This is a genomic window from Nonomuraea sp. IBHARD001 (genome assembly GCF_056106265.1).
Window position 1 is genome coordinate 2,967,324 of sequence record NZ_JBWBBW010000002.1, and the last position, 20,356, is coordinate 2,987,679.

General features: G+C 69.9%; 15 protein-coding genes. 11 read left to right on the forward strand and 4 right to left on the reverse strand.

The genetic code is table 11. The annotated features are described in order from the left end of the window. Positions 1-117: 117 nt before the first annotated feature. Positions 118-990: a PIG-L family deacetylase gene (locus tag ACTWNK_RS15685; RefSeq protein ID WP_474304693.1), complete on the forward strand. Its 873-nt coding sequence runs from the start codon at positions 118-120 to the stop codon at positions 988-990. A gap of 50 nt (positions 991-1,040) precedes the next feature. Here the strand turns inward: ACTWNK_RS15685 and ACTWNK_RS15690 are convergent, their stop codons facing one another. Genes ACTWNK_RS15690 through ACTWNK_RS15700 form a run of 3 tightly spaced genes read right to left on the reverse strand, consistent with a single transcriptional unit; the run spans position 1,041 to position 4,654 of the window. Then, positions 1,041-1,814, reverse strand: coding sequence for a sporulation protein (locus ACTWNK_RS15690; protein ID WP_474304694.1), 774 nt, complete (start codon positions 1,812-1,814; stop codon positions 1,041-1,043). A gap of 30 nt (positions 1,815-1,844) precedes the next feature. Beyond that, positions 1,845-3,083 carry an SPFH domain-containing protein gene (locus ACTWNK_RS15695; RefSeq protein ID WP_474304695.1) on the reverse strand — a complete coding sequence of 413 codons (1,239 nt, stop codon included), beginning with the start codon at positions 3,081-3,083 and terminating at the stop codon, positions 1,845-1,847. After that, the gene (locus ACTWNK_RS15700) at positions 3,080-4,654 is read right to left on the reverse strand and encodes an SPFH domain-containing protein (RefSeq protein ID WP_474304696.1); all 1,575 of its coding nucleotides are present in this window, start codon (positions 4,652-4,654) and stop codon (positions 3,080-3,082) included. Before ACTWNK_RS15700 ends, ACTWNK_RS15695 begins: the two co-directional genes overlap by 4 nt. Positions 4,655-4,854: 200 nt before the next feature. Between ACTWNK_RS15700 and uvrB the strand changes: the two genes are divergently transcribed. Then, positions 4,855-6,963, forward strand: coding sequence for an excinuclease ABC subunit UvrB (gene uvrB, locus ACTWNK_RS15705; RefSeq protein WP_474304697.1), 2,109 nt, complete (start codon positions 4,855-4,857; stop codon positions 6,961-6,963). Positions 6,964-7,227: 264 nt separating this feature from the next. Here uvrB and ACTWNK_RS15710 read toward each other — a convergent pair whose 3' ends face one another. After that, entirely contained in the window at positions 7,228-7,812 is a 585-nt protein-coding gene (locus ACTWNK_RS15710) for a TetR/AcrR family transcriptional regulator (protein ID WP_474304698.1), read from the reverse strand. Between the two features lie 107 nt (positions 7,813-7,919). On the opposite strand from ACTWNK_RS15710, the gene ACTWNK_RS15715 reads away from it, so the two are divergent. The 9 genes from ACTWNK_RS15715 to aspT all read left to right on the forward strand — a co-directional run bounded on the left by ACTWNK_RS15715 (position 7,920) and on the right by aspT (position 20,351). Then, positions 7,920-8,795 (forward strand): NAD(P)-dependent oxidoreductase, encoded by an 876-nt coding sequence (locus ACTWNK_RS15715; protein ID WP_474304699.1) that lies wholly within the window; start codon positions 7,920-7,922, stop codon positions 8,793-8,795. A gap of 744 nt (positions 8,796-9,539) precedes the next feature. Continuing rightward, positions 9,540-13,007, forward strand: coding sequence for a hypothetical protein (locus ACTWNK_RS15720; RefSeq protein ID WP_474304700.1), 3,468 nt, complete (start codon positions 9,540-9,542; stop codon positions 13,005-13,007). A gap of 183 nt (positions 13,008-13,190) precedes the next feature. Further along, positions 13,191-13,700 carry a GNAT family N-acetyltransferase gene (locus ACTWNK_RS15725; RefSeq protein ID WP_474304701.1) on the forward strand — a complete coding sequence of 170 codons (510 nt, stop codon included), beginning with the start codon at positions 13,191-13,193 and terminating at the stop codon, positions 13,698-13,700. A 466-nt stretch (positions 13,701-14,166) separates the two neighbouring features. Further along, the gene (locus ACTWNK_RS15730) at positions 14,167-15,165 is read left to right on the forward strand and encodes an ArsR/SmtB family transcription factor (protein ID WP_474304702.1); all 999 of its coding nucleotides are present in this window, start codon (positions 14,167-14,169) and stop codon (positions 15,163-15,165) included. 102 nt (positions 15,166-15,267) lie between these two features. Further along, positions 15,268-15,597, forward strand: a complete 330-nt coding sequence (locus ACTWNK_RS15735; protein WP_474304703.1) for an ArsR/SmtB family transcription factor — start codon at positions 15,268-15,270, stop codon at positions 15,595-15,597. After that, positions 15,594-15,842 (forward strand): hypothetical protein, encoded by a 249-nt coding sequence (locus ACTWNK_RS15740; protein WP_474304704.1) that lies wholly within the window; start codon positions 15,594-15,596, stop codon positions 15,840-15,842. The genes ACTWNK_RS15735 and ACTWNK_RS15740 overlap by 4 nt, the downstream gene beginning before the upstream one ends. 131 nt (positions 15,843-15,973) lie before the next feature. Then, positions 15,974-17,881, forward strand: coding sequence for a serine hydrolase domain-containing protein (locus ACTWNK_RS15745; protein ID WP_474304705.1), 1,908 nt, complete (start codon positions 15,974-15,976; stop codon positions 17,879-17,881). A gap of 54 nt (positions 17,882-17,935) precedes the next feature. Further along, entirely contained in the window at positions 17,936-18,568 is a 633-nt protein-coding gene (locus tag ACTWNK_RS15750) for a hypothetical protein (protein WP_474304706.1), read from the forward strand. A gap of 70 nt (positions 18,569-18,638) precedes the next feature. Next, on the forward strand, positions 18,639-20,351 hold the full coding sequence (gene aspT, locus ACTWNK_RS15755; RefSeq protein ID WP_474304707.1) for an aspartate-alanine antiporter: 1,713 nt from the start codon (positions 18,639-18,641) through the stop codon (positions 20,349-20,351). Positions 20,352-20,356: the final 5 nt, after the last annotated feature.

Consider the following 20,356-nt stretch of genomic DNA (forward strand, 5'->3'; position numbering starts at 1 on the left):
CAAATCAACCTATAGGCCGATATTCACACCCGACTCTCAGCCCTAACCTAGACAAATCTGGCGTCGGGGGGCCCTACGCCTGCGGGGGGTGTACGGGTCGGCATGCGCTGTTTCGGCATGGGGAAGGTCAGAAAGGCGGGGACCGTCGTCCTCGCCCTGTGCCTGGTGGTGCTCACCGTGCTGCCCATACCGGCGATGTCGGCCAGGCTGCTGCTGGGCGGCGTGCCGCTCGGCGAGCGTTTCGTCCAGGTGGTCGCCCACCCCGACGACGACCTGCTGTTCATGAGCCCCGACCTGTTCGGGCCGATCTCGGCCGGACGTTCCACCACCACCGTGTACCTCACCGCGGGCGAGTCCGTCGCCGGCCTGGCCGACGACCGCGACCCGCACGTCTACGCCCGCGACAGGGAGGCGGGCGTCAGGGCCGCATACGCCTTCCTGGCCGGGGTCAGGAACGCCTGGCGCACCAAGGTGGTCCTCGCCGGAAAACTCCGCGTGCGCGTCGACTCGCTGCTGGAGCGGCCCCGGGTACGGCTGGTCTTCGCCGGACTGCCCGACGGCGGCGACCCCCGTGCCGATGGCGGGCGCGACGCGCTGAGCAGGCTGTGGGCCGGAGCCGGGTGCGTGCGGCCGTTCAGGGGCGAGGGGGAGTGCCTGGGCAGGCAGGACGTGCTGGACGCGCTGAACGCCCTCTACCTGCGGCTGCGGCCCAGCGTGCTGCGGGTGCTCGACCCCGAGCCGCTCGGCCGTCCGCACGACCATCCCGACCACGTGGCCTCGGCCAGGTTCGCCCTGGCCGCCGCGCACGGCCTGCGCCTGACGACCGCCTCCTACCGCGGCTACACCGTCACCCCGCTCCCGGCCAACCTCGCCGGACCCCTGCGCCGGATCAAGCGCCAGGTGTTCGGCCTCTACAGCCGTCACGACTACCGGGTCGGCGGCGGCCACCGCTACGACGCCTGGACCGAACGCATGTACCGCAGCCGATGACGGCGAGGGGCACGACGCGAACGCCGTGCCCTTCGCCGCGCTTCGATCGTCTAGAACCAGCCGCGGCGCTTGGCCATCGACTGCAGGCCGCTCTGCAGCGCCTGCTCGGCCGCGCCCGGGTGGTCGCCGTAGCGGACGGTGAAGCGGTTGTAGGTGTCCTGGCTGGAGGTGACGAAGCCGCCGCGCTTGTCCGCCTCCAGGATGACGTCCATCTGCGAGGGGCCCGCGATGAAGGTCAGCTCGAGCTCGTTGAAGTAGCGGCCCCACTGGCCGCCCGCGTAGTACTCGATCTCCTGGAAGAACGGCATGCTGGAGCCGTACAGGGTGCCTCGCTCCAGGTCGGCCTTCTTGAAGCGGAAGCCGAGGGAGTCGAGCGCGCCGATGACGTGCTCCTGGGCGGGCAGCGGGTTGACGAACAGCGGGTCGAGGTCGCCCTTGTCCAGCGCGCCCGCAAGGGCGAGCTCCGTCGCCACGCCGAGCTTCATCCCGTGCAGCGGGTGGCCGCCGATCGCGCTGATCGGCGTCTCCCACGGCACCGGGATCTCGAACGGCTGGCCGTGCTGGGCGCCGGAGGCGAGCTGGAACGGCCCGGCGACCTGCTGACGCAGGAAGCTGTAGGTCGTCTTGTACTCGTTGTCGCCGCTCTCCACCTCGACCACCGCGGTCAGGTCGACGAAGATGCCCTCGACCTTGTAGTCGGAGCCGCCGCCCTTGAAGTTGACCACGCCGCGCAGCAGCTCGCCCGGCCGTACGTTGGAGTTGTGCAGGACGGTGTCGACCTCGACGCCCGCGCCGAACGCGGCCATCAGCTTACGGAAAACCATCGGGGGTCTCTCCTCGAAAGATGGGTTGAACTACTTAACGGGCGGCTTGACCTGCTCGTTCCCCATGACGCGGGGCAGGAGCTGGGCCAGCAGCAGGGTGGACAGCGCCGAGTCGCCCGAACCGTTCTGGGTCCGTACGACCAGGGCCTGGGGCGCGCTCTCCGCGAGCTTGGCGCCGACGTCGAGACGCCTGCGGGCCAGCTCGTACTGCAGCACGGCACGGTTGTCGCGGTAGGAGTCGGCCAGCCTGCGCAGGGCCTTGGCCTCGTTCTCCGCGGAGGTGAGCTCGGCGCGGCCGCGCGCCTCGATCTCCCAGCGCACCCGCTGGGCCTCGGTCTCGTGCTCCTCGAGCATGCGTGCGACGTCCTTGCGTGCGGTGTTGTGCGCCGCCTTGACCTCGACGATGCGCGCGTCACGCATCTTCTTGGAGCGTTCGATCTCCATCAGCAGCGTGTCGATGCGGCGCTTGCGGGTCAGCTCCCACTCGCGCTCGTACGCCGACAGCTCCTTGGCCACCTTCTCCCTGGTCGCCAGGTGCTGCTGGTACTGGTCGGGCAGCTGGACCTCGGGGATGTTGGCGCCGGTGATCCGCACGCCGTACCTGCCGAGCTGGCGGTTGAGCGCCTCCTGCATGTCGCCGACGTCGGAGCCGCGCAGGTCGTAGGCGCGCTCGGTGTTGACGTGACGGCTGCGCTGCCTGATCGCGTCCTGTACGGCCGAGCTCAGCACCAGGTCGAAGTTGCCGGCGCCGATCGTCCTGACGAAGGCGATCGGGTCCTCGATGCGGAACTTCAGGAAGAACTCGATCGACTTCAGCGGCACGTTCTCGGCCGTGGGGCAGGCCACGATCGGCGCGGAGTACGGGATCTCGGTCGAGGTGTCGACCACCGCGTCCACCCGGTCCCAGGGCAGCCACAGGTAGTGCCTGCCTGGCTCCAGCACGCCGGTGATGGCGCCCCAGCGGCTGCGGACGCCCGTCGTGCCCTGCTCGATCTCGATGATCGCCCGGCGCCACATCCACACCAGCGCGACGAACAGGAAGAACACCGCGCCGAGCGCGGCCAGCGTGGTCAGGAACGCGTTGCCGGTGAAGACCGCCACGCCCGCCAGGTACAGCGACAGGAACAGCAGCGTCATCCACGCGAAACCGCGCCTGTCCTTCGGGATGACGACCGGCACGAGCTGGCCCTGCTCGCCGCCGCGCAGCAGCTGGCGGATGTCGGACCAGGCGGCCAGCGATTCCTTGATCTTGGAGAACTCGCGGCTCATCGGGTCTCGGCCTCGCCTTCGGTGATCTCGGGTACCTGGATCTCGGCGTCGTTGCGCTTGAGCAGGAGGTCGATCTCGTTCTCCCTGCCCTCCACACGCCTGGCGATCTCGTGCAGCCTGGCCCGGATGGCGGCCATGTCGTCGGCGTCGAACAGCGCCGCGCCCTTGCCGCCGACCAGCTGCTGGGCCAGGGCGAGGAAGTCGATGTCGGTGTTCTCGCCGACCTGCACCAGCTGGGGCAGGCTGGAGGAGACCGACTCGAGCTTGTCCAGCAGGTCCTGCTGGAAGCGGTAGTCGAGGATCTCGGGCGCCTCGGCCGCGCTCAGCGCCCTGATGTCGAGCGCCTGGGCCTCCAGCAGCGCCGCGTTGGCGTTGGCCGTCGACTCGGCCTCGACCAGGCGCTGGCGGGCCTGCGCCTTGGCCTGGTGGCTGGCCCGCTCCAGCGCGGTGTCCATCCTGGCCTGGTGCCCGGCGATCTCGGCCTGGATGGCGCTCAGCGTCTCCTGCAGCCCCGCGAGCTCCTTGACCAGGTCGCCCTCGTTCTGCTCCTTGCGCAGCTGCAGCTCGTACTCGTAGGTGTAGGCCTCCTTGGCCACCCTGACCATCTCGGGTGCGGCCAGGTCCATCCGGTACTCCTGGCTGGAGGGCTCGGCGTGCGTGATGTTGACGTCGGTCAGCCGTACGGCGGGCAGGAACTGCTGGTTCAGGCTCTCCAGCATGCCGTGGGTGCTCTCGCCGACCAGGTCGTAGATGTCCTCGGCGCGCTGGGCGTAGATGAGGGACCTGGTGACCTCGCTGATGGCGTTCTGCAGCTTGGACTGGAAGCCGTTGACCGAGCCGAGCACGAAGATGAACTCGGCCGGGTTCTCGATCCTGAACTGCAGGAACAGATCGACGCTCGCCTTGACGCCCTGCTGGGTCGGAGCCTCGCGGATGGGGGCGTTGAAGGGGTACTCGCGTGTGGTGTTGACGATGTAGCTGACGCGCTTCCACGGGTTGAGCAGCGTCACCCTGCCGGGGTCGGCGATCTGCACCAGCTTGCCGAACTTCGTGATCAGCGCCTTGCAGCCCTCGGGCACCATGACCACACTGCGCCGCCACCACAGGAACACCGCCGCGAGCACCAGCACGGCCCAGTAGTGCGGCCCGAACACCGCCTGCACCTCGACCAGGCCGTTGATCAGCAGTCCGATCACGCCGAGCACCACGAGGACGACGAGCGGGATGAGGACCTTGGCCGTCGTGCCCTTGGGGATCACGACGGGCGAGATCACGTGCAGGGGCTCGCCGCCGCTGCCGCGCTCGGTGAAGCTGCGGTTGACGATCTCGCCGGCCTCGTTCAGGCTGGCGGACCTGGCCTCGATGATCGTGCCGACCGAGACGCCTCCGTCGCGCGCGGCCATGAAGTCGCCGGGATTGAGCTGGAAACCGCGTTCGGCCGACGCCTGCCCGGCCAGCTGGCCCACCTGACCTATGGCCTGACCGACCGCGTCCCTGACGTTGCCTCCTTGGGCGACGGCCTGGGCGATCCCTTGTCCGGCCTGGATCATGGCCTCTCTTGGTCGGGACATCACACCTCACACTCTGTTGCGGTCCAGTAGCGGTAGAAGTCTGGTAGCCCGATATATCACGCTTTCCAGCTTTATGGCGGGCCCTAAGTGAAGCCGGGGGCGCTTGCGAAGCGCTTGACGGCTGATTGCGGTGGCCCGGGGGGCCTCGCTGAGTGGACTTGGTGCGGATTCTGTCGGTGGCGACGCCTACAGTTGCCTCTATGAGACCGGTGACAGACTTGCAGCGGAGAGTGGCGCCCTTCGAGGTGGTCACCGAGATGACCCCTTCGGGCGACCAGCCCACCGCCATCGCCGAGCTCGAGGCGAGGGTCGCGGCGGGGGAGAAGGACAGCGTCCTGCTCGGCGCCACCGGCACCGGCAAGACGGCGACCGTGGCCTGGCTGATCGAGCGCCTGCAGCGACCGGCCCTGGTGATGCAGCCCAACAAGACGCTGGCGGCCCAGTTCGCCAACGAGCTGAGGGAGATGCTGCCCAACAACGCGGTCGAATACTTCGTCTCCTATTACGACTACTACCAGCCCGAAGCTTACGTGCCGCAGAGCGACACCTACATCGAGAAGGACTCCTCGATCAACGACGAGGTCGAGCGGCTGCGCCACTCGGCCACCAACTCGTTGCTGACCAGGCGCGACACCATCGTGGTCGCCTCCGTCTCGTGCATCTACGGCCTGGGCACCCCGCAGGAGTACGTCGACCGCATGGCACGTCTGCGCGTCGGCATGGAGGTCGACCGCGACCAGCTGCTGCGCCGCCTCGTCGACATGCAGTACACCCGCAACGACCTGGCCTTCACCCGGGGCACGTTCCGGGTGCGCGGCGACACCATCGAGATCATCCCCAAGTACGAAGAGCTCGCCGTCCGCATCGAGATGTTCGGCGACGAGATCGAGAAGCTCTCGACCATGCACCCGCTGACCGGCGAGGTCATCACCGAGGACGAGGAGCTCTACATCTTCCCCGCCTCGCACTACGTCGCCGGTGAGGAGCGCATGTCGGCCGCGGTCCGCAGCATCGAGGCCGAGCTCGCCGAGTCGCTGGAGACGATGGAGCGCCAGGGCAAGCTCCTTGAGGCCCAGCGCCTGCGCATGCGCACCACCTACGACCTGGAGATGATGCGCCAGATCGGCACCTGCTCCGGCATCGAGAACTACTCGCGCCACATGGACGGCCGCGCGGCGGGCTCGGCGCCCAACACGCTGCTCGACTACTTCCCCGAGGACTTCCTGCTGGTCCTGGACGAGTCGCACCAGACCGTCCCGCAGATCGGCGCGATGTACGAAGGCGACGCCTCCCGCAAGCGCACCCTCGTCGAGCACGGCTTCCGGCTGCCTTCGGCGATGGACAACCGCCCGCTGAAGTGGGAGGAGTTCCTGGAGCGCATCGGCCAGACCGTCTACCTGTCGGCCACACCCGGGGCCTACGAGCTCGGCCGGGTCAAGGGCGAGGTCGTCGAGCAGGTGATCAGGCCGACCGGTCTGGTCGACCCCGAGATCGTCGTCAAGCCGACCAAGGGGCAGATCGACGACCTGGTCCACGAGATCAGGGTGCGGGTGGAGAAGGACGAGCGCGTCCTGGTCACCACCCTGACCAAGAAGATGTCGGAGGACCTGACCGACTACCTGCTGGAGCTCGGCATCCGGGTGCGCTATCTGCACAGCGAGGTCGACACGCTGCGCCGCATCGAGCTGCTGCGCGAGCTGCGCCTGGGCGAGTTCGACGTGCTGGTCGGCATCAACCTGCTCAGGGAGGGCCTCGACCTGCCCGAGGTGTCGCTGGTGGCCATCCTCGACGCCGATAAGGAGGGCTTCCTGCGCTCGGAGACCTCCCTCATCCAGACCATCGGCCGCGCCGCCCGTAACGTCTCGGGCCAGGTGCACATGTATGCCGACAAGATCACCCCGTCGATGGAGCGCGCGATCGACGAGACGTCCAGACGCCGCGCCAAGCAGGTCGCCTACAACCAGGCCAACGGCATCGACCCCCAGCCCCTGCGCAAGAAGATCGCCGACATCCTCGACTCCCTGCAGCGCGAGGACGCCGACACCGAACAACTCATGGGCAGCGGCCGCCAGCAGTCCCGCGGCAAGGCGCCCGTTCCCGGCTTCGCGGCGAAGGCCGCAGGGCAGCATGCCAAGGCGATTGCCGGGGAGATGCCTCGGGCGCAGATGGAGTCGCTGGTGGAGTCGCTCACCGAGCAGATGCATCAGGCTGCGGCGGATCTGCAGTTCGAGGTGGCGGCGAGGTTGCGGGACGAGGTCAAGGAGCTGAAGAGGGAGCTGCGGGATATGCGGGAGGCGGGGGTGAAGTAGGCGGGTTGTCCTGGGGGCTGGCCTGGGCTGGGCGTACCGGGCTGCCCTTTGGGGCGGTGAGCTCCGGAGGCGTGGGCTCTGGAGGCGTGGGCTTCGGGGGCCGCGGCTTTGAGGGGTGCTGGGCTGTGGGGAGGCTGAGGCTTCCCCACAGGCGCTGTCCCTTTTGGGTCGGGTTCTGTGGCTGGGCTGGGGCTGGTTTCGTCTTGCTTGTTCGGCTGCCCGACGTTGGGCCTGTCGCTGGCTTTTGCTCTGGTTCGGCGGGGGTCAGGGGTGGGGGACGCGGTAGGAGTTGATGAGGCGGGCGAGTTGGCGGGCGGTGGCGTGTAGGGGGGCTTCTGTGCGGTTGACCTGGGCGGTAACTTCGGCGCCTTCCAGAGCGCTGATGATGGTGGTGGCCAGGTCCTGGGCGTCTTGAGGTGGGAAGCCGGAGCGTAGGAGCTTGTCGGCGACGATGTGTTCCCAGCTGCGGAAGGCGTTGGCGCAGGCCTGCTGGATTTCGGAGTCGGTTCCCAGGGTTTCGAGCGCCGCGGCGGTGACGGGGCAGCCGTCGATCCAGTCCGACTCGCGCAGGCCTTCGGCCAGTTGGTGGGCGCAGGCCTGTACGGCTGTGGCGGGGTCGTCGTCGGTGTCCAGCGCCTGGCGCAGGAGGGCGGCGAACTCCTCGCCGCTGTAGGCGATGGCGGCGACCGCCACGGCCTCCTTGCCGCCCGGGAAGAAGTGGTACACGGAGCCCAGGGTGGCCTCCGCCTCCTTGGCGATCTGCTTGATGCCGGCGCCGACATAGCCGTGGCGCTGCAGGAGGCGTGCTGCGGCGACGACGATGCGGTCTCGGGTGGTGGCCTGTCCCATGCGTACAGCCTACTGGATAGAACGTTCGTTTTAGATACGTGCTATGTTGCTGCCAGCGCTCTAGATAGAGCGTTCGTTCTAGTCCCGAGTGTGGTGGAGGATTTCTCTTGAACAGCAAGCAGCCTGTGACGGTCATCGGACTCGGCCCGATGGGGCAGGCGATGGTCCATGCCCTGCTCGACCAGGGCCACCCGGTCACCGTCTGGAACCGGACCGCGTCCCGCGCCGATGCCCTCGTCGCGCGCGGCGCCGTACTGGCGAAGGAGGTGGGGGAGGCTGTGGCGGCCAATGAGCTGGTGGTGTTGAGCCTGACCGACTATGACGCGATGTACGGCGTGCTGGAGCCGGCGTCGGACGTGCTGGCGGGGCGGGTGGTCGTCAACTTGAGTTCGGACACGCCCGACAAGACGCGTGCGGGGGCGCGGTGGGTGGCCGAGCGTGGGGCCGTTCATCTCACCGGGGGTGTCAATGTTCCGCCGTCCGGGATCGGGCAGCCTGGTTCATCCACGTTCTACAGCGGGCCTCGTGAGGTGTTCGAGACGCATCGGGACACGCTGGAGGTGCTGACCGGTACGGATTATCGGGGTGAGGACCCGGGGTTGGCCGCGTTGCTCTACCAGATCGGCGTGGGGATGTTCTGGACGTCCATGCTCGGCTACTGGCAGGCGGTGGCGCTCGCCGACGCGTACGGACTCGCGGCGGCGGACGTCGTCCCGCATGCGACCGAGACGATGACCGGCATGTCGGACTTCCTGGCCTTCTATGCCGAGCGCATCGACGCGGGGGAGCACGGCGGTGATGTGGACCGGCTCGCCATGGGGATGGCCAGTGTCGAACACGTCCTGCACACCAATGCCGACGCCGGGGTGGACACGGCGCTGCCCGCTGCGGTGGTCGCCCTGTTCAGGCGGGGGATGGAGGCCGGGCATGCGCAGGACAGCTTCTCCAGCTTGGTAACGCTGATGAAGGCAGCCAAGGCATAGTTGGGCCGGGGCGGCGTCCGGTCGTTCGTGGCGGGCCTGGGGCGGCGTCCGGTCGTCTGTGTCGGGACTGGCGGCGTCCGGCCGTCTATGCCGGTTCGGGGGCGGCGTTCGGTCGTCCGTGCTGGTCCTGGGGCGGCGTCCGCTCATCGGTACCAGTCCTGGGGCGGCAACCGGTCATCCGCCGGGCACGCCGCCCCCGACGTCGCCTCCGCTCCTGCGCAGGGCCTCGGCTTCGCGCGTGCCTTCGCCTCCGCCCGCTCCAACGCTCGCCTCGCCTCTGCTCTGGCTCTGGCTCTGGCTCTGCGGCCCTCCCTGGCTCTGTCTCCGTCCTCTCTATCGCTGTCTCCGCCTCGCCGTGACCTGCCTCTGCTTCGGCCGTTCCAGGCGGTTGCCCCGCCTCGCCTGCTCGCGCTTCGCCATGCCGCGCCCGCCGCCTTCGCGCCCCCAACAACGCCGCTCGTACTGATATGCCGGGAATGTCGAGTGCTGCCACCCCATTGGCGGCACAGTGGGCGCATGAGGGTGGCTCGTGGACAGGGCGACGGTCGTATGCGTACTGCCGAAGCGTCAGGTGGGGTTGCTGCCGCAGGCAAGGGGGCGGTCGGCATCGGTGGCGACAGTCATGCGCCGGTGATCACCGCGGGGCCGGGGGCCTACGTCACCATCAACATGCGGCAAGCCCATCCGGACCAACCCGCAACGCCCCAACGCGGCATCGGAGTGCCGATACGACACACAAGCCCCTTGGCGCTCGGCGTCCACCCGGCCATCGCCCTGCCGGAAGGGTGTGAAGCGGAGGAACCCGACCTACCGGCCTACGTGCCGAGGGCGCACGACAGGGTGTTGGACGACGTGGTGCGGCGGGGCGGGGTGGGGGTGGCGGTGCTGGTGGGGGAGGCGTCGACGGGTAAGACGCGGGCGTTGTGGGAGGCGGTGCGTGGGCTGCCGGAGCCGTGGCGGGTGTGGCAGCCGCTGTACCCGAGTCATGCGCAGGCCCTGCTGGACGGCGTCGAACACGTGCGCCCGTACACGGTGGTGTGGCTGGACGAGAGCCAGCACTACTTCCGTACGCCGGTCGGCGCGCTGGGGGAGCAGGCGGCGGGTGCGTTGCGTGCGCTGGCCATGGGAGCGGGGGCGGACCGCGGGCCGGTGCTGGTGCTGGGGACGTTGTGGCCCGCGCACTGGAACGTGCTCACCGCCATGCCCGCACCCGGCGGCGACGACCCGCATGTCCAGGCGCGGGAGTTGCTCAAGAATGCGACTATCGGCGTCCCGGGCCGGTTCGAGGAGGTCGACCTTCGGCAGGCGGGGCGGGATCGGCGGCTCGCGGAGGCGGTGCGGTGGGCGGAGGAGGGGGAGATCGCCCAGTATCTGGCCGGAGGTCCGGCCTTGGGCGAACGGTACGACCATGCCCCGTTCGCCGCCCGCGCCCTTCTCGACGCCGCGGTGGACGCACTGCGCCTGGGACACCGGGAGGCGCTGCCGTACGCGTTCCTGGGGCGGGCTGCGGCCGGGTACATGACCGATCGGCAATGGCGGTTGCGTACGCCGGACTGGCTGGAGCAGGCCTTCGCCTACGCGGGCGACCCGAGGGCCTGCCGTGGGGCCAGCGCGCCGCTGACCAGGATCGAGCCCCGGTACGCGCCGGTCGTCCCGCCTGTGGCCTACCGGCTCGCCGACTACCTGCGCCAGTACGGGCAGAGGCGGAGGGCCGAGTGCGTACCGCCCGATGAGTTCTGGGAGGCCGCCGCCGAGCACGGCCATCCGGGTGACCTGACGGCGCTGGGCGATGCCGCGTACGGGTACGGGCTGTTGCGTCAGGCTGTGCGGCTGTATGTGAAGGCCGCCGCCGGGCGTGGGGACACGGCGGCCGTCGTCGGCGTCGTGCGGATCATGGGCTTGGTGCAGCCGCAGGACGTACGTCCGGTTCGGTGGGCGGTCGAGCACATGGACACGGGCGACGCGGCCGGGGCGTTCGGCCTGCTTGAGGTGGTGCGGGCGACTCGGTCGCACGACTACCTCGACCTGCTGGCAGGGCAGGTGGCGGCGCGCATCTCCCTCGACGACCCGGCCGTGCTGCCAGACCTGCTGGACATCCTGGACATCCTGACGAGGATCGGCACGCACCACGGGCAGGCTCTGGCGGGCCGTATCGCCACCCACATGCCGATCGGCGATCCCCGGGCCGCGGCCGTTCTGCTGAACACCATGGGCGAGTGGCGAGACGCACAGCGGCAGCTCGCCATGAGAGCGGCGACGGGGTGTGCGAGCTTCGACGACCCGGACGCGGCCCCGGCCTTGCTGGAGAGTCTGGAGGCGATCGGCGCGCGGGAGGCTCTGGGGGTGTTCGCCGCGAGGGTGGGCGAGGAGGTGCCGCTGGACGATCTTCATACCGTCGCCCGGCTGGTGTCGAGCCGAGGGGAAGCAGGCTGGCGGCCTGTCCCCGGGCTGGCCGCGAGGGCCGCTCGCAGGGCTGCCCTGGACGACGTGTCGGGAGTCGTCGTACTGCTGGAGAGCCTGCTGGACAACCTGCCGGAGCGCTTTCCGCAGAGCTCGCCGGAGTGCGATCCGGGGAGTCCGGAGTGCCCTCTGGAGCGTATGGAGGAGGCGCGGCACGTGTCGACGCTGGCCGCAAGGGCGGTCGCGGGTGTGCCGCTCGGCGATCTGCGGGGTGTGGCGCGCCTCCTCGACTGCCTGCGGCGGCAACCGGCGACGCACGACCAGGCGCGGGCCCTGGCCGAACGCCTGGCGGCGGCCGAGGTCCCCGTGCGCGACCCCGGCGGCGCCGGATGGCTGCTGGTCAGCCTGTACGAGGCCGGCGCCCATGAGCAGGCCCACGCCCTGGCCGGCCGGGCCGCCGCCCACACCCCGGCGAACGACCTGCGCGACACGGCCTGGCTCCTGGAGCGCCTGCACGACATCCAGGCCTACCGGCAGGCCTGGACGTTCGTGGAACGCGTGATCGACACAGCCGTACTGGCCGACCCGCGTGCCACCGCCGACCTGCTCGCCCGTACCTGCGCCCTCGTCGGCGAGCGACAACGACACCGCCTCGCGGCGCGCGCCGCGACCGAGGCCAGGATCGAGGATCCAGGCACGCTCGCCGAACTCCTCGCCCAACTGCACCGATCCGGCACAGCCACACACACCGCGACCCTGGCCGCACGAGCCGCCGCCGCCGACACGCTGTCGACGAGCGATCCGGTAGGCATCGTCCGCTTGCTCGACGCCGTGGACGAGGTCGGCCACTCCGCACACGCACACACCCTGGCCGTACGCATTGCCGCGAGCGCGCCGCCGAAGGGCGATCCGGTCGGCGTCGTCCGTTTGCTCGCCGTCCTGGACGAGGTCGGCCGCCCCGCTCAGGCCGTACGCGCCGCCGCCACCGACACACCGTCGACACGCGCCCCGATCGACCTCCTCCGTCAGCGCGAGGCCCCGAACAAGGTCGACCACCCCGCCCAAGCGCCCTCCCCGCCCGCGAGCTCCCTCGCCGCCGCACCCCCAAGCGACGCCCCTCGCGCGGCCATCCGCTTCCTGAACGCCCTACCGCGCGAAGACTTGGCGATACGCGCCGCGAACGAGGCCCCGGCGACGGACATCGGCGCGGTGAGCGCACTGCTGCCCCGCCTGTGGCGGCTCGCCGGTAAGGACGCCGTGAACACGCTGGCCGGCCGGGCCGCAGCCGAAGCCCCCCTCGACGATGCCCGCGCCGCAGCCGCCCTGCTGGCCGTACTGCATGCCGTACAGGCGTACGAGGCGATGACGACCCTGGCCGATCGCATCGCGGGCGAGATGCCGTTGCGGGAGGCGGGGGCGGTGGCGGAGGTGTTGAGGGGGACGGTCTCGGCAGGTGCGTTCGAGGCGTGCGGTGTCCTGGCCGATCGGGTGGCCGGCGGAATCCCGGTGGACGATGTGCGCGCGCTCGGCGTGCTGCTGGTCGCGTTGGACGACGTGGGCGCGTACGAGCCACTGGCGAGGCTGGCGGTGCGGGCGGCGGGCACGATGCCGCTGCACGACCCTCGGGCGGTCGAGCGGGTCCTGACCTGGCTACGCTCCACCGGCCAGTACGAACAAGCCTGCACACTCCTGGCACGACGCCTCCCCGACGCGGGTCTGTTCGCCCTGATCACCACGGGGCGCGGACACTTCAGATACGGCCGCGAGCCGACGCCGCCGTGGACCTGGGACGACGTGCGCCAACGCGCCTGACGACGCATGCCCGCCGGAGCGAGCGCAGCCCACACGCCCCCGCGCCACGACGACGACCATGCCCTGGACCTGCGACGACGTGCGCTAGCGTGCCTGACGACGCACGCTCCGCCGGGGGAAACGCAGCCCGCACACCCCCGCGCCCCGACCACACCCACCACCACCCACCACGGAACGGAACCCATGACGCACTGGAGCACCAGGCCCGAGACCGCCGACGACGTCGCCGCCATCCGGGCCGTCAATGTCGCCGCCTTCCCCACCCCGGCGGAGGCCGATCTCGTCGAAGCCCTGCGAGCCGATCCCGAGGCGTGGATCGACGGGCTGTCCATGGTCGCGGTGGCCCCCGACGGCACCGTGGCCGGGCACGCCCTGCTGACCCGGTGCCATGTCGACGGCGAACCGGCGCTCGCGCTGGCCCCGTGTGCGGTGCTTCCGGCGTTCCAGCGTACGGGCGCGGGATCGGCCGCCATCCGGGCAGGGTTGGAGGCGGCGAGGGAACGAGGGGAGAACCTCGTCCTGGTGCTGGGCCATGCCGACTACTACCCGCGGTTCGGGTTCGCCCGGGCTTCCCGTTTCGGGGTGCGGGCGCCGTTCGAGGTGCCGGACGAGGCGATGATGGCGATGGCGCTCGACCCCTCCCGCGAGACGCCCGCCGGTACCATCGCCTACCCCGCGCCATTCGGCATCTGACGGTTTGGCGGCCGGGATGTGAAGGGCCTCCGGTGTCAAGGTGTGAATCGCGTGATCCGCACGACACCCGAGGCCCTCGCAGGACGCCTCGATTGCACGACACCCGAGGCCCTGGCCGGTCGCCTCGATTGTTACTGCGGCATGAAAGTCGCCGCCCTCGGCGGCTTGAATGCGGGTGGTGTCGAGCCGGTCCCGCCGATGGTCCGTGGTGCCTTCGTGAGCTGCGCAAACATAATGCCGACCCTCCTGTGCCTACACCCTGCGCCGAGCTGCCGCAGCGGCTCGGATAGTGAAATCAAACGGCCGCCCTGGAAAACCTCCGGGAAATCGGCCGATAATAGTGAGGCATTCTTTCTGAATTCCCCTCGCCTCTTCACTCTCGCAAAAACAAACGTGCACCGCGAACCTTTTAAGGCTACGCTTAACACCGCTGCTCAGCGCCTTGCCGGGTCACCGTGGAGTGTGTGTGCACAGGATTCACCTGACCACCGCCGACCTTGCCAGAGTGCGCGTCGCCGCGACGCTCGGGCCGCTGGCCGAGACCATGTTCAGCCTGGTCGCACTGCGTGGGCGGGGTGAGGAGGCGGTGTTCGGGGCCTGGCGACGGCGCGTGCGGGCGGGACTGAGTTCCAAAGACGCCAGGCATGCCACGCTCGGCGCGCTCGTCCCCGCCAGGCCGCCGAGCTTCGACCTGGCCAACCTCGCCGGGTTCGGCCGCGACTACGCCGAAGGCGCTGAGCGCTTCCTGGCCAGGAGCAGGCAGGCGGTGCGCGCCGAGCTCGACTACTACGCCGATCTGCAGGCCAGGATGCCCGCCGGGCTCGCCGGGCTCGCCGACGACCTCCAGGTCAGGCGTGACGTGCTGGCCACGGTGGAGGCCTACCACGAGGAGGCGATCGCCCCGCACTGGAGGCGGGTCCAGGCCCATCTGGAGGCCGAGCGCGCCGGGCGTGGCGCGGTGCTGCTCGGCGACGGCATCGACGGGCTGCTGTCGACTCTGCACCCGGACATCCGCTGGGAGCCGCCGATCCTCCACGTCCGCAGCTCGGTGCCCGCGGCCGAGGTGTTCCTCGACGGGCGCGGGCTGGTGTTGGCGTCGTCGTTCTTCCTGCGCCTGCCCGTGGTCATGTTCGATCCGCGCAGCCTGACGCACTGCCTGGTGGTCTATCCGGCCTCGCTGACGCTCACGCAGGCGGCGGGCGTGTGGACGGGCGGCGGCTCGACGGGTGCGCTGGCCCAGCTGCTCGGCCGTACCCGGGCGGCGATCCTGACGGCCGTGGCCGACGGAGTGAGCAGCACGGGCTCGCTGGCCGGCCGTCTCGGCATCTCCCCGGCCTCGGTCAGCCAGCACACCGCCGTGCTACGCGAGAACGGCCTGATCACCACCCGCAGGCATCGCAGCAACGTTCTCCACCACGCCACCCGCACTGGCCTGGCCCTTTTGGATCACACCTCCGCCCCCTGACCCGCCCCTGAGACGGGTCAGGGGTGTCCCCGGTTGCGCTCCTGTACGCCCACCTGTAAGACTCAGCTAACAGGTGGAAGCGTGACCTGCTGAGGACGGCATGTGACTACAGAAGAGTTGCTGAACGTGCTCGCCGCCGTCGGACATCCACTCCGGCTGCGGATCATCGCTGAGCTGTCAGGGGGGCGTGTGCACGTGAGTGAGCTCGCACGCCGGCTCGAGGTCTCGCGCCCGCTGCTCTACATGCATCTGGAGCGGCTTGAGCGGGCGCATCTGATCTCGGGCAGGCAGGAGCCGGCCCCTGACGGCAAGATCATGAAGTACATCGAGCTGTCGCCGTTCAAGCTCACCCTGACGGTCGACACCGTCCTCGCGGCTCTTCGCGAGGACGACCAGGAAGGACCGAGCCAGGTGCAGGAGACGTCGCAGTGATCGACATCGGTTCCATCGTGATCCCCATCACGGTCATCTTGATCCTCGCGGCGGCGATCACGGGGAGCATCGCGTTCTACTTCAAGTTCGAGCGCCATCGCACCGAACTGCTCGTCGCCGAGCTGGCCAGGAACAGGGAGATGGTCGAGCTCGCGGTCAAGCGCCAGGACGAGGTGAGGGCCGCGGTGGCCGAGCTGACCGGCAAGGTCGCGGCCGTGGAACAACTGATGCGCAGCGTCGGTTGAGTCGCGACTGACCGGCAAAAAACGATCTCCGGGAGCGAGCGGCAACTCGCCCCCGGAGTGGAAATCGCACGACCACGCCGCAACGGCGTGCCTTTGACGCGTACGTGTTCCAAGAGAAAGGAGAGCAGCTCATGCTGCTTTCACGCAAGCCAGCACGCTGGCGGACCCTGATCGGATCGCTCGCCATGACCGCCGCCTGGCTCGCCACGGCCGTCCCCGCCGAGGCGGCGGGCGACCCGGCACAGCAGGCCCGCGCGTTCGCCGACGCCTACATCCCCGCCCAGCTGGCCAGACACCAGATCCCCGGCGCCGCGGTCTCCGTGGTCGCGGGCGGCAGCCAGGTCTTCGCCAAGGGGTACGGCGTGGCAGACGTGGCCGAGCAGAGCCCGGTCGACGCCGAGAACACGGTGTTCGCCCCGGCCTCGGTCTCCAAGCTGCTCACCGCCACGGCCGTCATGCAACTCGTCGAGCAGGGCCGCATCGACCTCGACGCCGACGTGAACACCTACCTCACCGACTTCAAGATCGACGACACCTATCCCGGCAAGCCCGTCACCCCGGCCCACCTGCTGACCCACTCGGCCGGTTTCGCCGCGGGCGACTACGGCACGGGCGCGGCGAGCGCCGACCAGGTGCACAAGCTGGGCGAGCACCTGGCCGACAACCAGCCGGCCAGGATCCGCCCGCCTGGCCGGCGCGTGGTGTACTCCAACTACGGCATGGGCCTGGCCGGATATCTGGTCGAACTGCGCTCAGGCCAGCCGTTCGCCCAGTACGTCCAGGAGCACATCCTCAAGCCGCTCGGCATGACGCATACGACGATGGCCCAGCCCGAGCCCGAGGCGATCGCCAAGGCGCTGGCGCCCGGCTACCGGCTGGTCGGCGGCCGTCAGGTCAAGGCCGAAGGCACGATGTACGGCCACATGCCACCGCACGGCGCGGGCTTCCGCAGCACGGCGACCGACATGGCCGCCTTCATGCGGGCCCAGCTGACCGGCGGCGGCCCGATCCTGAAGCCCGAGAGCGTCAAGCTGATGCAGAGCCGCAGACTCGCCAACGCCGAGGGCACGGCTGGCATGGGCTACGGCTTCCAGGAGTACACCAGGAACGGTCAGCGGCTGGTCGTGCACCGGGGCAACATCCCGGGCTACTTCGCCATCATGGCGCTGATCCCCGAGCGGGGCATCGGCCTCTACGCCTCCTTCAACGGCAGCGGCAAGGGGGGCGCCGACTCCGCGTGGGACCTGGTCAACGCCTTCACCGACGCGCTCGCCCCCTCCTCGCCGCCCTCGGTCACCGCGTCAGGCAAGCCGGAGAACGTGGCGGGCACCTACCGCTCGCTCCAGGCCTCCGACACCGCCGACCTCGGCAAGCTCGCCGCGCTCATGAACACCGTGACCGTGGCGCAGGGCCAGGACGGCCTCATCACCACGACGGGCTCGGTCGCACTGGGGCCGGTCGAGTCACGCCAGTGGGTGCAGGTCTCGCCGGGCCTCTACCAGGAGAAGAACGGCTACCGCAGGATCCAGTTCACCGACGACGGCGTGCTGGCCACCGAGAACCCGACGGGGCCGCTGGTGCGCCTGTCCTGGTACGAGCAGCCTACGCTGCACCTCATCGTGCTCGGCGTCAGCCTGGTCGTGCTGCTGGTCTCGGCCGTGGCCTGGCCTGTCGCCCTGCTCGTCAGGCGCTCGCGACGGGCCAGGCGGGCGGCTGCGGCCAAGGGGCCGAAGCTGGCGGGTCTCGCGGGATGGGCGAGCGCCGTGCTGGTCACGGCGTCGGCGGGGTCGCTGGTGGCGATGTTCGCCGACTTCGACGGCAATCAGGCGGCGTTCTTCCTCGGCGGCTCGCCGCTGTTCTCGGTGATCCTCACCCTGCCGGTGCTGGTGGCCGTGGCGAGCGCGGGTTCGCTGGTCGTCACCGTCCAGGCCTGGCGGCTGGGCTGGTGGAGCCGGGCGGGACGCATCCACCACTCGGTGGTCGTGCTGGCCGCCCTCGCCTATCTGTGGATCGCGCTCACCTACCACCTGCTCGGCTGACCGCCGCCCGTGTGCCCCGTCCCGCCGCTCGTGGGATGGGGCACACTCGGGCGAATGGACACTGCACTGCGGCAGGCGCTGGACAGGCTCGTGGCGAGCTTCGCCCCCTATCCCCGCCGGGCCGTGCTCGAAGGCTGCCCGCACTGCAGGGGCGAGGTACGCGCGGACGAGCACGACCTGTTCGCACTGACGATCAGCCTGGGCAACACCGTGGGGACGCGCGAGGACGTCAAGAGCCTGGCGCCCCTGCTGCTGGAGCGGCTGACGGCCGGGCGCGAGCTGGATCCCGGCCTGGTCCTGTCCCTGCTGGAGCGCCAGGAGTGGCGCTCCTGGCCCACCGCCGAACGCGAGGCGATCGAGGCCTACCTCGACGCCGTGTGGCGCTCGCTGCTGGCCGCACATCCCGCGCGTACGGGGGCGTTCGGCGACGCCGAGACCTTCCTGGCCGCACTCACCGGCACGGCGACGCCGTACCTCGTGGTGTGGGAGGGGTGCCGGGAGGTGGCGGCGGACCTGCATCTGGCCGAGCTGACGGCCGCCTGGGCCGCGGGGGCGCGGCTGCCGGACGAGGTGGTGGCCTGGCTGCGCGGGGCGGAGGTGCGGGGGCGGCTGCTGGCGGCGTTCGAACGTGATCACGAGCGGCCGTGGGCCGGGGAGCTGGCCAGGGCCTTCGATCTGCTCGCCTGACCCCTCGGTGTCACCACTCGTTTACGTGTGGTGGCATTAGGGGATCTAGGTGATATCTCCCCTGATGCACATGCCGGGGGGGCCTATGTGGTCGTGGTTCGTCAGTGCGATGCGGGAGCACGCCGAGATTGCGATCTTCCTCACGCTCGCGCTCGGGTTCTTCATCGGGCGGCTGCACTACAAGAGCATCGCGCTCGGCTCGGTCACCGGCACACTGCTGGCGGGTGTGCTCGTCGGGCAGCTCGACATCGCCATTCCCGACCTGGTCAAGACGGTGGCGTTCATCGCGTTCCTGTTCGCGCTCGGGTTCAAGGTCGGGCCGCAGTTCTTCGCCGCGCTGACCAAGAGCGGCATCCCCCAGGTCGTCGTTTCGGTGGTCGGATGCGTGGTCGGCCTGCTCGTGGCCTGGGGCATGGCCGTGGTGATGGGCTACGGGCCGGGCTGGGGCGCGGGCCTGCTGGCGGGCGGGCTGACGCAGTCGTCGGTGATCGGCGTGGCGACCGACGCGATCAACGCCTCGACCACGATCCCGGCCAATATGAAGGCCACCTACGTCAACCAGATCCCGGTCGGCTATGCCGTGTGCTACCTGTTCGGCACCGCGGCCGCGGCCTACTTCCTGTCGCAGGTCGCCTGGCGGATGCTCGGCTCCAAGAGCCTGATCGCCGACTCCAGGGCGATGGAGGAGGAGCTCGGCACCTCCTTCGACCCCGACGACGCCCCCGCGTACCGGCGTCTTGAGCGGCGGAGCTACCGGGTGACGGAGAGCTCGGAGCTGGACGGCACCACGGTGCGGGCGTTCGAGGAGCTGGCCGCCTCCAGGGGACGGCGCATCTTCCTCATGAGGTACCGGCGCGACGGCGAGGCGCGGTTCACCGAGCCGGACACCGTGCTGCGCGCGGGCGACGTGGTGACGGTGACGGCCGACCACGCCGACTTCATCAGGGGCCAGATGACCCAGGCGGGCGCCGAGATCGACGACCCCGACCTGCTCGGCTACGACATCGAGACGCTCGCGGTCGTGCTGACGGCCAAGGACGTCGACGGCAGGACCCCGGCGGAGCTGGCCTCGCACCCGCTGGCCCGCAATCTGTTCATCACCAAGGTCGTACGCGCGGGCATCGAGATCCCGCTGGGCCGCAACACCAAGCTGCACCGCGGCGACGAGATCACCGTGCAGGGCCCCAGGGAACTGGTCGAGCGGGCCGTGCCCGAGATCGGCAGGCCGAGCAGGACGAGTGACGAGACCGACTTCTCCTATGTCGGGTTCGGCATCTTCCTCGGCGGCCTGATCGGCATTCCCACCATCGCGATCGCCGGGGCCGAGATCGGACTGACGACCAGCGGCGGCGCGCTCATCATGGGCCTGGTCTTCGGCTGGCTGCGGGCCAGGCACCCCACCTACGGGCGCTTCCCGCCCGCCGCCGAGTGGCTGATGAACACCGGCGGGCTGTGCATGTTCGTCGGGATCGTCGGCATCACGGCGGGACCGAACTTCGTCTCCGGCCTCAAGCAGGAAGGCGTGGGGCTGCTGCTGGCCGGGCTCGTGGTGACGCTGGTGCCGATGCTCGTGGTCATGTTCATCGGCAAGGTCTTCTACAAGTGGCCGGTCCCGATCACGCTCGGCGTCACGGCGGGCACCTTCACCACCACGGCCTCCATCGGCGCGATCACCGACTCGGCCAAGAGCCAGGTGCCCGTCCTGGGATACACGGTGCCCTACGCCGTCGGGAACACGCTGCTCACGATCTGGGGCACGATCATCGTCGCCCTTCTGTCCTAAGGGAG

Excerpts from the sequence above, each read along its gene's own strand:
- ACTWNK_RS15685 (WP_474304693.1), top strand. The coding sequence starts at position 118 with ATGGGGAAGGTCAGAAAGGCGGGGACCGTCGTCCTCGCCCTGTGCCTG.
- ACTWNK_RS15690 (WP_474304694.1), bottom strand. The coding sequence starts at position 1,814 with ATGGTTTTCCGTAAGCTGATGGCCGCGTTCGGCGCGGGCGTCGAGGTC.
- ACTWNK_RS15695 (WP_474304695.1), bottom strand. The coding sequence starts at position 3,083 with ATGAGCCGCGAGTTCTCCAAGATCAAGGAATCGCTGGCCGCCTGGTCC.
- ACTWNK_RS15700 (WP_474304696.1), bottom strand. The coding sequence starts at position 4,654 with ATGTCCCGACCAAGAGAGGCCATGATCCAGGCCGGACAAGGGATCGCC.
- uvrB (WP_474304697.1), top strand. The coding sequence starts at position 4,855 with ATGAGACCGGTGACAGACTTGCAGCGGAGAGTGGCGCCCTTCGAGGTG.
- ACTWNK_RS15710 (WP_474304698.1), bottom strand. The coding sequence starts at position 7,812 with ATGGGACAGGCCACCACCCGAGACCGCATCGTCGTCGCCGCAGCACGC.
- ACTWNK_RS15725 (WP_474304701.1), top strand. The coding sequence starts at position 13,191 with ATGACGCACTGGAGCACCAGGCCCGAGACCGCCGACGACGTCGCCGCC.
- ACTWNK_RS15745 (WP_474304705.1), top strand. The coding sequence starts at position 15,974 with ATGCTGCTTTCACGCAAGCCAGCACGCTGGCGGACCCTGATCGGATCG.
- ACTWNK_RS15750 (WP_474304706.1), top strand. The coding sequence starts at position 17,936 with ATGGACACTGCACTGCGGCAGGCGCTGGACAGGCTCGTGGCGAGCTTC.
- aspT (WP_474304707.1), top strand. The coding sequence starts at position 18,639 with ATGCCGGGGGGGCCTATGTGGTCGTGGTTCGTCAGTGCGATGCGGGAG.